This is a genomic window from Pontibacter akesuensis, from assembly GCF_001611675.1.
GTDB classification, from domain to species: Bacteria; Bacteroidota; Bacteroidia; order Cytophagales; family Hymenobacteraceae; genus Pontibacter; species Pontibacter akesuensis.
Window position 1 is genome coordinate 1,096,609 of record NZ_CP014766.1, and the last position, 14,848, is coordinate 1,111,456.

The 14,848-nt window shown below is 53.3% G+C and carries 13 protein-coding genes; 6 read left to right on the forward strand and 7 right to left on the reverse strand.

The window, feature by feature from the left end:
- Nucleotides 1–16: 16 nt before the first annotated feature.
- The 4 genes from epsC to A0W33_RS04540 all read right to left on the reverse strand — a co-directional run bounded on the left by epsC (nt 17) and on the right by A0W33_RS04540 (nt 4,465).
- Nucleotides 17–850: a serine O-acetyltransferase EpsC gene (gene epsC, locus A0W33_RS04520; protein ID WP_068837063.1), complete on the reverse strand. Its 834-nt coding sequence runs from the start codon at nt 848–850 to the stop codon at nt 17–19.
- 108 nt (nt 851–958) lie between these two features.
- Entirely contained in the window at nt 959–2,098 is a 1,140-nt protein-coding gene (locus A0W33_RS04525) for a hypothetical protein (protein WP_068837064.1), read from the reverse strand.
- 448 nt (nt 2,099–2,546) lie between these two features.
- Nucleotides 2,547–3,728 (reverse strand): MFS transporter, encoded by a 1,182-nt coding sequence (locus A0W33_RS04530; protein WP_068837065.1) that lies wholly within the window; start codon nt 3,726–3,728, stop codon nt 2,547–2,549.
- A gap of 302 nt (nt 3,729–4,030) precedes the next feature.
- A complete protein-coding gene (locus A0W33_RS04540; RefSeq protein WP_139237204.1) occupies nt 4,031–4,465 on the reverse strand; it encodes a hypothetical protein in 435 nt (144 codons plus the stop codon).
- A 396-nt stretch (nt 4,466–4,861) separates the two neighbouring features.
- Between A0W33_RS04540 and A0W33_RS20745 the strand changes: the two genes are divergently transcribed.
- Both A0W33_RS20745 and A0W33_RS04550 read left to right on the forward strand, forming a co-directional pair.
- The gene (locus A0W33_RS20745; RefSeq protein ID WP_082815125.1) at nt 4,862–6,847 is read left to right on the forward strand and encodes a peptidylprolyl isomerase; all 1,986 of its coding nucleotides are present in this window, start codon (nt 4,862–4,864) and stop codon (nt 6,845–6,847) included.
- A 51-nt stretch (nt 6,848–6,898) separates the two neighbouring features.
- The gene (locus tag A0W33_RS04550; RefSeq protein ID WP_216637173.1) at nt 6,899–7,318 is read left to right on the forward strand and encodes a VOC family protein; all 420 of its coding nucleotides are present in this window, start codon (nt 6,899–6,901) and stop codon (nt 7,316–7,318) included.
- A 119-nt stretch (nt 7,319–7,437) separates the two neighbouring features.
- Here the strand turns inward: A0W33_RS04550 and A0W33_RS04555 are convergent, their stop codons facing one another.
- The gene (locus A0W33_RS04555; protein WP_244888617.1) at nt 7,438–8,100 is read right to left on the reverse strand and encodes a thioredoxin family protein; all 663 of its coding nucleotides are present in this window, start codon (nt 8,098–8,100) and stop codon (nt 7,438–7,440) included.
- Between the two features lie 207 nt (nt 8,101–8,307).
- Here A0W33_RS04555 and A0W33_RS04560 point away from each other — a divergent pair, with 207 nt between their 5' ends.
- Entirely contained in the window at nt 8,308–9,273 is a 966-nt protein-coding gene (locus A0W33_RS04560) for an NAD-dependent epimerase/dehydratase family protein (RefSeq protein ID WP_068839930.1), read from the forward strand.
- 348 nt (nt 9,274–9,621) lie between these two features.
- Here A0W33_RS04560 and A0W33_RS04565 read toward each other — a convergent pair whose 3' ends face one another.
- Complete coding sequence (locus A0W33_RS04565; RefSeq protein WP_068837068.1) at nt 9,622–10,563, reverse strand: DUF1684 domain-containing protein; 942 nt, start codon at nt 10,561–10,563, stop codon at nt 9,622–9,624.
- A gap of 193 nt (nt 10,564–10,756) precedes the next feature.
- On the opposite strand from A0W33_RS04565, the gene A0W33_RS04570 reads away from it, so the two are divergent.
- The 3 genes from A0W33_RS04570 (at nt 10,757) to A0W33_RS04580 (ending at nt 13,988) form a co-directional block, all read left to right on the forward strand.
- Entirely contained in the window at nt 10,757–11,140 is a 384-nt protein-coding gene (locus A0W33_RS04570; RefSeq protein WP_068837069.1) for a DUF6334 family protein, read from the forward strand.
- 99 nt (nt 11,141–11,239) lie between these two features.
- Nucleotides 11,240–12,652 (forward strand): alpha/beta hydrolase family protein, encoded by a 1,413-nt coding sequence (locus A0W33_RS04575; protein WP_082815126.1) that lies wholly within the window; start codon nt 11,240–11,242, stop codon nt 12,650–12,652.
- 136 nt (nt 12,653–12,788) lie between these two features.
- Complete coding sequence (locus tag A0W33_RS04580) at nt 12,789–13,988, forward strand: glycosyltransferase family 87 protein (RefSeq protein WP_068837070.1); 1,200 nt, start codon at nt 12,789–12,791, stop codon at nt 13,986–13,988.
- Nucleotides 13,989–14,118: 130 nt separating this feature from the next.
- Here the strand turns inward: A0W33_RS04580 and A0W33_RS04585 are convergent, their stop codons facing one another.
- A complete protein-coding gene (locus tag A0W33_RS04585) occupies nt 14,119–14,814 on the reverse strand; it encodes an ABC transporter ATP-binding protein (RefSeq protein WP_068837071.1) in 696 nt (231 codons plus the stop codon).
- Between the last annotated feature and the right edge of the window lie 34 nt (nt 14,815–14,848).

A 14,848-nucleotide genomic window follows, 5' to 3' on the forward strand; every position in this document is an offset into this window, starting at 1 on the left:
ATGCTGCTTTATGTTTTCAGATGGAAAAATTTATAGCGTTCTGGGGATCCGGGGATCGTCTGACGTCTATCTGCGGGCGGTGGTAGACGCGTGAATGGGGCGGTACACTCTCGGTTAACCATACGTTACCGCCCACAATGCTGTTGGCTCCCACCACCGTGTTCCCGCCCAGTATGGTGGCTCCGGCATAAACAATCACCTTGCTCTCCAGTGTAGGGTGGCGTTTAATGTTAGCCATCGCCTTGTCTACGCTCAGCGCCCCCAGCGTGACGCCCTGATACAGTTTCACCTGGTTTCCAAGTATGGCCGTCTCCCCTATCACGATGCCGGTGCCGTGGTCGATGCAAAAGTGCGTCCCAATCTGCGCACCGGGATGTATATCGATGCCTGTGCTGGCGTGAGCGTACTCTGTGAGCACGCGCGGAAACAGCGGCACCCGAAGCTGGTACAGGGCGTGCGCCAGGCGGTAAACAGCAATGGCCTTAAAGCCAGGATAGGTGCGGATCACCTCACCGGTGCTTTGTGCGGCCGGGTCGCCGGCGGCGATAGCTTCGGCATCGAGCAGCAGCAGGTTGTGGATGTGCGGCAGCTGCTCCATCATGTGTTCGGCCACTTCTGCGGGAGGCAATGGCAGTTCCTGCGCCATACTTACCAGAATGCGCCGCAAGTCTTCGCGCAGCCGCTCAGCGAAATCCTCCAGTTCCTGCACTGTCTCAAAACGCTCATCGGCCAGGGGCGGGAAAAGCAACTGCAGCACGCCCTCCACCAGGTGGCACATGGCCGAGGCGGGCACGTGGTGGCGCGCCTGCTGGTGGCGCTCAAAAAGTGCATTTATAAATTGGCTGTTCATACTTTAGGCTAAAACGTATGTAGCGGGATCGTGTTCAAAGGGTAACAAGAAAAGAGGGTACTTGTTAGGCACCCTCTTTTCTAATTTCTAAAAGTATAGCTTATACGGCTAATCGCAATGGCCTGGACCAGTTTTGCCCTCATTATAGTCAGCCAGGATACCGGCCCACTCCACTAACATTTCCTTTGAAACAGTAGCATACGGATTGGCAGGTGTCGCATCCTCAAAATAAGACATCGCTTTTTCAAATGCCGCCGTTACTTCCGGCGTAGAAGACGCTTTCTTCATGTTCAGCTTAGCTGCAATGAACTGATGCGCTAAAATGTAGTAAGCGTTTCCTCCTTTTGGCGCTGTGTTCAGTACCTGCAGGTATGTCTGATCGCTGTTGTAGAAGACATCGTCTTCCATTCCATCCCACGTGGCGTCATACTTCTTGCCGGATGCATGGTTCTTCCAGTAGCCCTGGGTTAGGGTACAGCCGTACGGCGCAGCTGGCGGAGGCGTAGTTTCAACCACCTTAAACACGATGTTGTCGATTGCGCCGGAACCCACAATTCCCTCGCCGTCAAACATTACTTCCAGCTTCACTACATTGGTTATTCCTTTCAGATCCACTACCTGCGGATATCCTTCTGTAGAATACATCTCCAGGTCGAATTTATGCGTGTTCCCGTCTGTGGTAGTCAGCATCACGTAAGACTGGTTTTCGTTGTCATCTGTGTCGATGTCCACCACCGTGATAGAGCGCATGGTAACGGCACCTTTAGCCTTCGAGAAGTCAAGGTTCATTTTCGCTCCCCAGGCGTTGTCGTTCGGCCCTGCAATTCTTCCGTTCACGCCATCTATTGCATCTGGGTTGGCGGCAATATATGCTTCAGTATACTGGTTGGCGATCAGCATTTTGCCTAGTTGCTTTGGCTGGCCAAGGTCATGGGCGTCATCGCCGGTGGGGTTCATGGCATCATAAATGCGGGCCACGTTTGTCTCCTGCCATGCACCACTGGACGTGCGAAGCATGTTGTGCACGCCCACCACGCCATAAGCGCCGGATACTTCAGAAATAAAAGGAAGGTTTTCAGGGTTTTCTGCTGTAAACTGCTCGAAGTCGATGGTATAGTAGCCGGGTTCAGCGGCAGGTTGTACGGCTACACCTGCAAGGTCTGGCTCCACCATGTTTTCTTGTTCGCAACTAAATAGGCCAAGTAAGCCCAGGCATAGGCCAAAGGTTCTGAGTGTGTTTTTCTTCATAGCTTAAATTATAGATGTGTTCAACATGGTAGAAATGTACGGGAGCTTTGGAGGGAGTGTATGAGTGATAATGTGTTTCTGCTTTGAAAAACAAGTGAATGACAGTAAAACAACTGTGGATGCTATTTTTAGAATAGTTAAAATGAATAACACAACTCGTCTGCAACCTTGAGAATAACAAACACTCTAAAAAACTGTGCTTTTTCAGGTACTATTCGGCTGCGTGACAAGTATAGATTTTGTGCAATTTTATAAAACCCTTGCATGGCCCCATCAAACCGAAGAAAAAGCTTGATGCCGTACCTTAACATTATGCGTGCTGACCAACGCGGCATTACCAGCATAACTGTAGCGAAGGTGTCGGGGTAAGAAAACCGTCCTATCGTTTATAGCAGCAAACGATACCTGCAGGAGCGGGTGGTTGCGGAAAGGCCACGCGCAGGAACAACTAGACGTATTCCATAGAATGCCGGCGCTTTACCATCAGCATCAGGTACAGGAACGCCAGTAGCGAAAACACAGCTGCCGACCAGAAAACAAGCGTAAAATTGCTGCTTTGGTTGCCGTAAAGCCAGCCTGAGCCTAGCGCACCCAGGCCGATGCCGATTTCCAGCGCAATGTACATGGTGGCCATGGCCCTGCCCCGGTGGGCGTCGTGGCTCAGGTCGATGGTCCAGGCGTAGACGGTGGGCGAGTTCATGCCTGTCGCCACTCCAAACAGCACCCCGGCCAGCAGCAGTTCCGTGGCCGAAGAAACCATTCCGATCGTTACCATGGCCAGGGTGAGCAGGCCGGTGCTTACACGCAGCACCACCACGCGCCCATACTTATCCGAGGCTTTGCCAGCCAGAAAACGGATGGCCAGCGACGAAAGGGTGAATGAGGTAAAGAACAGTCCTTTGTTCTGAATGCCTAGGAACTCGCTGAAATCAGGAATAATAGTCAGGATGGTGCCGAAGGAGAAAGTACTGAGCAGCATGACCAGCGAGGGTGCCAGCACGCGTGGCTCCAGCACTTCGCGGCGCGAGATGCGCAGCAGGCCCAGCCGGAAGGGTTCCGGGTTCTTCACCGTTTCGTGCATGTGCCAGATCACCGCCACCGACAGAAAAGCCGCCGCCGACGAGGTGTAGAACATCACATCCACGGTAAACTGATTCGCGATAAAACCGCCCAGGGCTGGCCCGGCCGCCATTCCCAAACTGCCCGACAGGCCCAGGAGCCCCATGGCCTCGCCGCGCCGCGCCACCGGCACCACATCGGCCACGTAAGCAGACTTGCCCGTGGGTGTGAACCCAGTGGAGAACCCGTGCAGAAAGCGCAGCAGCAGAAAAGCCCCAACCGACCCCACCAACGGATACATAAAACCCGCCGCAATGCACACCACGCCCCCAACGATCATCACCGGCACACGTCCGATGGTATCGGCCAATTTGCCACTGAATGGCCTGGAGAGCCCAGCCGTAATGGTAAATAGTGCGATGATCAGGCCCTTGTACTCGGCTCCTCCCAGGCTGGTCAGGTAGTCCGGCAGCTCAGGGATGATCATGTTGAAGCTGGAGAAGAAAAGAAAGGAACTCAGGCAGAGTAACCAAAACTGTAATCCGTACACGCGCGCTGTCTGTGCTGCCATTCTCTCTGTTTGAGGGCGCAATTTAGCAGAATTCCCGTTGAGATGACAGCTGCCTCTGGTATAGCTGAAAGGCGTAGGCGCTACGCAGGCAGTTCCTTGGAATGGAAAGATTTACAAAAGCAGTTCTTTATAACCTCTAGAAGTTGGCCGGAGATGGGTGAAACTGTGTTTTGCCTTGGTTTATACTTAGGAATGGCGTTTTCAGCAAGTACCTTGATCTGGCTTATACTTGAGCCAAAGCTCTGAAACCAAACTGTGGGAACTTGTATAAAGCGCGGAAAAGTGAACTGGAAAGTACAACCCTACGCCTGCAGCGCGGGTTTGAAAGAGGACGCTTTTATTCCGTTCAGGACAAGCCCCTTCTCAATGGCGGCCAGGTGCAGGCTGCGCGAAACGTGGCGGGCTATTTCGGGTTGCTGTATGGCACCCAGCCGCAAATAACGCTGCCGACCGGACACAAGCACAAACGTGACCAGCGATTCGGTGATATCCAGGGCGCTAACTTCTTCCCAGTTGATTTCCTGCTGGCGTCCCAGCACAGACACCCGGTATACAATCCGCTTCGGCGTCATGGAAAAGAAGGCGTCCTGCAGTCGGAAAATATCCGTACCGAAAGCCAGCATGGTGGCTCCCACCAGCACGAGCAAAACACTGGCTGCGGCCCAACCTTCCCGGAACATGTCCATCCAAAGAAGCTCGCGTAACAAGGCATAGCCACCGCCAAGGGTAAGAAACATACCCATCAGTAACAACGATCTTTTTGTTTCCTGGAATGCTTTGCTGGGGTAAAGGTTTACGTACATAGAATCTCTGGTCAGTACTGGTTCGCGGTTTGTTTTAACTGTATTCCGGGTCTATACGCTACTCTGGCTACCCCTCTGCCTGCTGCTGTGTAATATGCGTATGAGCGGCTCCGGATGCGGCACCTGCTGCTTTATTTTCAAGCACCTGCCTTACCAAAGCCTTGAATTTAGCCTAGTACGATAAAGGTAAAGTACTATATTACTTATCTAAAGCAGCCAAATTCCTTACTTCCGTCTAAAAATAGCTAATTATCTTAAATATTCAAAATATTCTGTATTGCTGCTTTCCGGCACATTTTAGTAACTTAGGCTTACTAATTACAGATACCCATGAAACTCTCTTCAACCTGGCTGCTGGCGCTTGGCACGCTGGCTTCCTGCCAATATTTGCCCCTCAACAAAACTGCCACGCCTGCTGAGCCGTCCTTCAATAAGTTCGGTGATGCTACCCTGCAGCACATTTATACCTTGCAGGACAGGCGCAATACCACTGAGCTGCTGCCCTACCTGGGCAGCTCTAACACAGCGCACCGGGAGCAGGCGGCGCTGGCATTTGCCTCTGTGCAGGACACGCTGGCCATTCCGTCGCTGCAAACACTGCTGGGCGACTCTGCCGTAGCCGTGCGCGAGGCCAGCGCCTATGCCCTGGGGCAGGTAGGCCATGCTAAAGCCGAAGATGCCCTGATCCGTCACATCCAGCAGGAGCAGAACCAGGAAGTGCAGGCAGAGTTGCTGGAGGCACTCGGGAAAGTGGCCACGGCCAAGGGTGTTGATTTCCTGGCCAAGTATAAGGCGCCTAACCTGACGGCGCTTGGCGGGCAGGCCTGGGGCTTGTACCGTGCCGGTAGCCGCCAGCAACACACGCCGCTAGGCGTGGAGAAGGCAGTTGCCCTGTTAGCTGCCACCAACCCCTACGAGGCCCGCCTGGGCGCCAGCCAGTTTCTGGCGCGCACCCCAAAGCTGGATTTAACGAAGTACCGGGAGCCACTCCTAAACGCGGCCACCAACGACCAGACGCCTGAGGTACGCATGGCCGCCACCCAGGCCTTGGCCAAGGTAAGAGCCGTGGACAAAGCACAGTTCCTATCGAAACTGGCGCAAAGCGACCCGGATTACCGGGTGCGCCTGAACGCCATCCGGGCCATGAGCGGGCTGGGCTTCAAGGAGATTCAGCCGGCCATACTTGCCGCTTTGCAGGACCAGAACATCAATACCGCCGTAGCCACCTCGGAGTTTTTGCTGGGCAACAGCGCCGGCGCGCCCACAGAGCCGCTGCTACAGGTGCTGCCCAACCTGCAGGACGCCCGCGTGCGCAGCAACGTGATGTGGGTAATTCTGAAAAACAGCCAGCCGCACAGCCGCAGTTTTTTGAACCAGCGCTACAAGCAGCAGTATGAGAATGCCCGCACGCCTTACCACAAGGCACACCTGCTAAAAGGCCTTTCCGGCGACGTGGAGAACTACCGTTACATTGCCGATGAAATGTTTGCAGCGGAGCAGCCCGTAATCGCCACCACGGCCATGGATGCCCTCATCCTCATGCGCCAGCAACCTGATTTCCCGAAACGGCTGGAAAGCGACTTTGCAACTATCTTTAAGCGTGCGGTGGGCACAGGCGATGTGGCCTTGGTAGGCATGGCTGCCGCCGCCATCCGCGACCCGAAGTTCAACCTGCGCAGCCAGTACCCCGACTTCAGCTTCCTGACGCAGGCACAGCAGAAGCTGCAGCTACCCCGCGACATGGAAACCAACATTGAGCTCCAAAAGGCCATTGACTACCTGAACGGCAAATCAGAGACCGAGACACCGCAGAATCCCTTTACCCACCCCATCGACTGGGCGCTGGTGCGTACCATTCCCGTAGACCAGCAGGTGCTGCTGCGCACTGAGAAGGGAAACGTGAAACTGCAACTCTTTGTGGAGGACGCCCCTGGTACGGTGGCCAACTTTGTAGAACTTACCCGCCAGGACTTCTTCGATAACCTGTACTTCCACCGCGTGGTGCCTAACTTCGTTGCCCAGGGCGGCGACAAGCGCGGTGACGGCTGGGGCAGCTCCGACTACTCCATCCGCTCTGAATTTGCGCCCCTGAATTACCGGGAAGGTTATTTGGGCATGGCCTCCGCCGGGAAAGACACTGAGAGCAACCAGTGGTTTATCACCCACTCCCCTACACCGCACCTCGATGGCCGCTACACTATTTTCGCCAAAGTGATAGAAGGCATGGATGTGGTGCACCGCCTGGAGGTAGGCGACAAAATTGTGGATGTGGAGTTGTTGCAGCAACTGCCAGTGGCATCCGGCGCGGCGCGGTAGTTTGCTGTAAAACAGAATTTATACTTGCCAGACCATACTTTATACTTGTAGATGATGCACACATGGCCTGACTCGCTGCCCGTGGCACAGGTGCGGATTGCACGCCCTACAGACAAATTGCAGGAAATCGAGCGTTTTTACTGCGCGGGTGTTGGGCTGCAAAAGCTGGGCAGCTTTACCGGGCACGAGGGGTATGATGGCCTGATGCTTGGCTTGCCTGGGTTCCCGTACCACCTGGAGTTCACGCAACACGAGAATGGTAGCCCCTGCCCTGCTCCCTCCAAAGACAACCTGTTGGTGCTCTACATTCCGGATGAAGCAAGTAAAAAAAAGGTAGTGGAGCGGCTCGGGCAACTGGGCTATCCGGAGGTGGCGCCTGAAAACCCCTACTGGAAAGCTAAGAGCGCCGTAACAGTAGAAGACCCGGATGGCTGGCGGCTGGTGCTCATGCCTACCGCCGGAATAAGTTAAAGCACAAGAGGCTGCCGATTCCCGGCAGCCTCTTGTGCTTTAACTGGTCTCAAGTATAAAATAGCCGCAAAATCACTTTAACTTTTGCAACAAATCGCGGGCTAAATACAAGTAAGGTTTTAAGAACAGCGGGCTACATTAAGCTCAGCAGGGGCCGTCAGTTCAGACCACTGGCTGATCAGTTCACGCAGCTCCACCTGCAAAGTGTTGCTCTTGTCTTTTGCGTACCAGCCGTGCAGCTGCTCAGCCATTTCTTTAAAGGGCATGTCTTTTGCCTTTGCCTCCAGCACCAGCTCCTGGGCGGGCACAGGGCGTGGCCCCCAGGTACCAAGCACCTCCATGGTGTTGGCGTCAAGGGCGATCAGTTTCGGGATGGAGCGGCCGCCGTTTGTCAGGTACTGGTCCATCAGCTCCGGGTTCTCATCGCGCATCAGCAATTTCAGCTCAATTAATGGGGAAGCATCCGCTATTTTCACGAGTGCCGGCAGGTTCTGTGCCGCATCGCCGCACCAGGCCTCCGTCAGCACTACCCAAATCATCTTCGTCTGCACGCTTAGCAGCACCTGGATCACATCATCGTGCAGCACGGTGTTTTTCTCCATGCGGCGCATGCGGTGCATGTTCATGCGCGTGTACTCCACCATCTCCTCGGAGTGGTTGGTTCCGGTTGTCTTGCCCTCTGCAAGCAGGGCGTCAATCAGGTCGCGGTACTGGGTATAGGTGATGGCGTTTGCCAGCTGTTCGTTCGTAATCGTTTTCGTTGCCATGGGTGTTTCAATCATGTGGTATGTATAATGGTTCGAAATATCTTTTTCTATATATTACAGGCGTTCCAGCCCAAATGGTTCCGCACCTGCCTGCAGCAAATTTCCCGTTGATGTGTGCTGCCGCTGCACCCGAATGTTTTGTGGCAGGTCCTTTTTGCAGCAGCGGCCATGTGTAAACGCGACGGTAACTGCTGGTACAGCATCAACCTAAAACCAAAGCATATGGCACAGAAAAGCACCAGATTTTTAGTACTTGGCGGAACAGGCAGTATTGGGTATGCCTTTGCACAAACGCTTCTGCGAAACCAGGAACACGTGACGCTACTGGTAAGAAACAGGCAGAAGGCACAAAAGTTATTTGGCCACTGGCCCACGTTAGAGCTGGTAAGTGGCGATGCGCAAGACGAAGAACTGCTGAAGTCCGTGGCAGCAGAAGCGACGCACATTTTCCACGGGATAAATTACCCGTACGAGAAGTGGAAGCACTACATGGAACATGTCACGCGAAACGTTATTGAGGCCGCGGCCATAAACAAAGCTACCATTTTTTTCCCGGGAAACATATATAATTTTGGATTAATTGATGTCATCACCGAAAACACACCCGCTAACCCAACTACCGAAAAGGGCAAAATAAGGGTGCAACTGGAGCTTCTGCTACAGCAGGCGGCAACCCAGGGCAGGTGCCGTGTCATCAACCTCCGTCTTCCCGATTTCTGGGGTCCTAATGTGCTGAATGAGGGAATTGCGCCTGTTTTTAGAGGTGCTCTGACCGGCAAACCCATGCCCTGGCTCTACCGTAACGATATCCCCCACCAACTCGTGTACACCCCCGATGCCGCAAACGCATTTTACGAATTGTCGAAGCTGCCCCTGCAGCAGCCTTACACCGAATATAACTATGCAGGGGAGGTGGTGCCAAGTATAAAACAGTGGCAGGCGCAGATCGCTGCTGCGGCCGGCACAGAACCCAGGTATAAAGTATACCCGGGCTGGCTTTTCAGACTGATGGGTTTGGTCGCACCCGGCATGCGCGAGATCAGCGAAATGGGCTATCTCTGGCAGAACACCATCCTGCTGGACGATTCAAAACTGCACCAAACCTTACCAAACCTTCACCGCACACCCATGCCCCAAGCGATAGAAGAAACTCTGGAATGGTTTAGGCAATATTTGAAGGATGAGTGATGAACGAGATTAAGTATAATTCGAGTAATTCATACTTCACTCCCCTAAAAACTATCCCTGGCGCAAGCGTCCGCTTGTGCCGACGTGCACGAACTAAGCAACCTTGGTTTAAATACATTAATGTCATTTTGAGCACAAGTGAGAAATCTATCCGAAATTCTGAAAAGATCTCTCCTATCGTCGAGATGACAATTCCATGTATAGTTCTCTACAGCTAACTGAACTCATTTCAGCTCCTACACTGCTCTCGTTCGGGACAACAAAAAGCGTTAGTTAATAAGATGCTTTGTTCACGCAAGGCACAAGCGGACGCTTGCGCCAGTATGTTACCACTAACGCAAAACCCACTCATTTACCCACAGCATAATTCTTCTCCCCGGCAGTAACGGCAACAGGCAGGAAATTCTGCCGGGGAGGCAGCGGGCAGGTGGCAAAATCGGTGAAGGCGCAGGGCGGATTGTAGGCCTTGTTGAAGTCGATAACAGTCTTGCCGTCGGCGCCCGGCCTGGGCATGTAGAGGTAGCGGCCGGAGCCGTAGGTGTCGGTGCCGTTGGTTTTGTCCGCAAAGATGATGAAGAGCTCTTCGCCCTCCTCCAGCGCGTCGAGGCGGTGTTGCTGGCCATTCAGACTAAACACCACCGCTCCCGGCGACGGCTCCTGCAATGTTTGCCCCAGCACGTTAGTGATCGGGATCTGCTTGGGAAGCGGGTTCTGCTCCAGCCTTGCCTCCAGTTTCCACTCCGGCTGCACCGGGTAGCGTGTGATGCCAGTAAAGCTTTTACGTGCTGCCCGGTCTGCATCCCAAAGCCGGATGCCATACTTGTCGCCGCGCCTGATCACGAGCCACTTCAGCGGGCCATGCTGCATCTCGGGCGCGTGCGCCATCGACGAAGTATAAACAAGAGCTTCCTGCTGCACGGGTTTGCCGCCTAACCGCACATCTGTTTTCTCCTTGACCTGCAGCCGAACGGTATCGCCTTCAAGTATAAAACTGCCTGCCCGGGCGTTTATCTTCCCCTCCGGAAAAATCACATCATTGCCCGCCGCACTTCCAAAGGTATTCACACCCGGCTCCAGCCAGTACAGCCCCGACAGTGCCAGCCATCCCGTCTCCTGCTGCAGGTCCTGCTCCCGCGCCGCATGCCATTGGTTTATACTTTCCACATAGCCAGTATCTGTTTGAGTGACTGAGGTTGGCGCATCAACCGCGCCAGCTGCTTTATTTTGATCCTGGGAGCAAGAGGCAAGTATAAGTCCTGCCAGGCAGGCAACTAATCTGATTTCTTTCATGTGCTGGTATGTTGGCGCCTTGCAAAAATAAGAAAGCGCGCCGGAAGTATAGTTGTTTCTGTCCGTTTTGGACTTCAGTGCACTTCGTTGAGGCCCTCGCTTTATCCCGTACGCAGCCTTCTGACATATACTTGTGGTAATTAGTCAGGTACAGCTATAGGTCGGAAAAGTATTATTTTATACCTTGAATCGAATGGAAGACATAACGGATTTTGACATCCTGACGGGGCAAGAAGTAACCCATGCTTATGCGCTGCACGACCTGGAAAACGGTTTGCTGCAGCAAGTGCTGTTTCAGTTGGAGGACATGTTTCTGCTCGTTTCGCTTGATGTAAACTCTGACGAGGTGGTACTTTCCATGCTGCCCCAGATTGATTTTACTATATTAGACAGGCAGTTCAGCAGGACACAGATTGCCAACCGGCGCAAAAGGATTCTCTATATCTGGCGCATGACCAACCAACGCGGATACGACGACGGTTTCCAAATGGAGTTTGATGATGTGGAGCAAACTCATGTGCAGCTGATTGCGGAAGGAAACAGCCTGGCACTAACCATTTTCAACAAGCGGGGCTAAGACGCTGTGTACCTCTTTCAAGCAACGCTTCATCCAGTAAGCCTAAATCCAAACTATCCCGCTTTCGCACTATAAAAACAACCTATACTTTGTAATCCTATGAAAACCTTTAATCTCCTCCTCTTCCTCTTTTTTACACTTTTGGCAGGCACGGCAGCGGCACAGCAGCAGTCGCGTGTAACCGGCGACTGGAGCGGCGCCCTACGTGTGATGGGCACAGAACTGCCGCTGGTGTTCCACATCAGCCCAGCGCCGGATGGCACCCTCACCGCCACCATGGATAGCCCCAAACAGGGAGCCAAAGGCATTCCGGTGCAGGAAGTAAAGCTGGCGCAGGATAGCCTGTACATCGACATGAAAGCGATTGGCGGGGCCTACGCAGGCAAGATCACAGGGCCGGAAACCATAGACGGGCAATGGAAGCAGGGCGGACAATCATTTCCGATGCAGCTGAAAAAAGGCGCTACCGAGGAAACAAAAAAGCCACAGGAACCTACCAAGCCGTACCCTTACCAGGAAACAGAGGTAACGGTGGAGAACAAAACTGCAAGCAATACGCTGGCTGGCACCCTCACCACGCCTCAGGGCAAGGGTCCGCATCCGGCAGTTGTCCTTTTCACCGGCTCCGGCGCGCAGGACCGCGACCAAACCATACTTGGCCATAAGCCTTTCCTGTTGCTCGCCGACTACCTTACGCGCCAAGGCTTTGCCGTGCTGCGCCTCGATGACCGTGGCGTGGGAAAGTCTGGCGGCACCTTTGCCACAGCCACCACCGAAGACTTTGCTTCCGACGCCGAGGCAGCTTTTAATTTCCTGAAGAATCACCCAAGTATAAACAAAAAGAAGATCGGCTTGCTCGGCCACAGCGAAGGCGCCTTGGTAGCCGCAAAAGTAGCGGCCAGGCATCCTGATGCTGCTTTTGTGGCGCTGCTGGCTGGCAACGCCGTGCCGGGCACAGAGCTGCTTGTGGCGCAGAACAAAGCCCTGTTGCAAAACGCTGGCGTGCCGCAGGCGCAACTGCAAAAATACCTGGCCCTCCGCGAGGCGCAGTTCAAAGTGGCTGCCACAGAGGCCGACATGACGAAAGCAGCAGAAAAAATCAGGCAACTGGAGCAGCAGGCAAAAGCAGGTATGACAGAGCAGGAGCAACAGCAGCTGGGCCTCACCGACCAGGCAGCTCAGACCCTTGTGGCGCAGCTTAGCTCCCCCTGGATGCGCTACTACCTGGCCTATGACCCCGCCCCCACCCTGCGCCAACTAAAAATGCCCGTACTGGCTCTTAACGGTAGCAAAGACCTGCAGGTACCCGCCCAGCGGAACCTGTCCGCCACCGAAAAAGCCTTGAAAGCAGCTGGAAACAGGAAGTATACCATCAAAGAACTGCCCAACCTCAACCACCTTTTCCAGACAGCTGAAACCGGCTCTCCGGCAGAGTATGGGCAACTTGAGGAAACTGTAGCGCCCATTGCCCTGGAAACAATTGCTAACTGGATGAAGGAGGTAGTTAAATAGCCCTTTCCCAATTTGCAAGACATTAGTGCGCAACGCGATATATTTTACCAGATGGCGCGCAAACGGCTGCAGAAGTCTTGAAAAAGCGTAAGTTTGTCCTTATCTACCAGGGCTGCGTGCCATCCAGTTAATAGCAATGAGAGTTAGTATTGAGCGCTTTGTAGCAAATAAGAGGAATCTGATTATCATCTTCGCAGTGTTTGCGGTGTTCGCGAGCTTACAGTCGTATTTCGGCAGCAACAGGACGTATGTGGAGAAGGGCATCGAGTATGAGTACAACCGATACAATAACTACACAATTTTTGAGCGGTCGTTTTACCACCTGAAAAACAACCAGAACCTCTACGTTACCTACCCGCAGGAGCACGGCGACCTTTACAAGTATACTCCTACCTTTTCGGTGTTCTTCGGGCTGTTCGCCATGTTTCCGGATTGGCTGGGGCTTAGCCTTTGGAACCTGCTCAATGCGCTTGTGCTGCTCTTCGGTATCTATTACCTGCCACGTTTAAGTAACCTGCAGAAGGGGCTGGTGCTGCTGATCGTGTTGGCGGAGCTGCTCACCTCCATGCAGAACGAACAGTCGAACGCACTGATTGCGGGTTTGCTGGTGCTGGCTTATGGCCTGCTCGAAAAACGTAAATACCTGCTGGCCACGCTGTGTATTGTATTTTCGGCTTACATCAAGCTGTTTGGGATTGTGGGTTTTGCGCTGTTCCTGCTTTACCCTAAAAAGTGGAAAATGGCCCTCTACACCACCCTCTGGACTGCCGTGCTTTTCCTGGTGCCGCTGCTGTTCGTGAGCTATGAGCAGTACCTGCGGCTATTTTCGCAGTACGGCGAGATGCTGGCCAACGACCACTCCGCTTCCTACGGTTTTTCGGTGATGGGCTGGCTGAACACCTGGTTTAACCTGGAGTTCAACAAGAACGTTGTGGTGCTTCTGGGCGCATTAGTGTTTATGATTCCTTTTGTCAGGCTGAAGGAGTACGGCGTTGATACGTTTCGGTACCTTGCCCTAACATCTATCCTGATCTGGGTAGTTATTTTTAATCACAAGGCAGAATCGCCAACCTTTATCATTGCCATGACTGGTGTAGCGCTGTGGTACATGAGGAGTGAGCGCACTATACTTAACGTGGCGCTCTTTGTCGCAGCCTTTGTGTTCACGGGCCTGGCTGCAACAGACGTCTTTCCTAAGTTTATACGCGATGGATTCTTTGAGCCTTATGTCATTAAAGCTGTTCCGTGTATCCTGATCTGGGCTAAAGTAATATATGAGATGATGGTACTGAAGTATAACCGAGCTGCGAAACACGTGGTAGAGCACGCGGTATAGCACGTATAATCTTCATAAAAAGGCAAGGGCGGGTCCGTAAACCTGTCCTTGCCTTTTCGCGGCACCGGCAAAAAGGTGTCGCCCGTACTATTTAGTATAAATCAACCAAAGGCGTAAACTCTCTGCCAAACTAAACTGTAAAGTATGTTTCGAGTTCGCGAAGTGTGTTTTCGTTTGTCTGCATGTCCTGCACCAGTTGGCCTTTGTCCAGGATCACGATGCGCTCGCATACTTCGATCACGTGGCTCAGGTCGTGGCTGGAGATAAACATGGTGATGCGCTTCTGCTCGCGCATGTTGCGCAGCAGGTTCTTCAAACGGATCTGGGAACTGGGGTCGAGGTTGGCAAAGGGCTCGTCGAGGATAAGCAGCTCGGGGTTAGAGAGTGCAGCGGCGGCCACCCCGATCTTCTTCTGGTTTCCCTTCGAGAAATCGCGGATGTACTTGCGCTGGTTCAGTATCTCGTCGTTAAAGAAATCCATGAACGGCAGCAGGCGCTCTGTAATATCACCCTCCGTCAGGCCGTGCAAATCGCCTATAAACTTGAAGAACTCCTCGGCTGTCAGGTAATCGATCAGGAAGCCATCATCCAGGTGCGAGCCTGTGTAGGATTTCCATACTTCCGACTGCGCCACGTTCACGTCTTTCAGGAATACTTCGCCTTTGCTCGGCCTGATCAGGTCCAGCACCATCCGGAAAAGCGTGGTTTTGCCTGCGCCGTTGTTGCCAACCAGCCCTACAGCCTCACCAGCATTTACAGTTAGCGCCGGTATGTTCACCACAACCTTGCCGTTGTAGCTTTTCTCAATGTTTCGTACTTCTATCATTGCCTTGGGGGATTTTATAATATGTACACTTTTG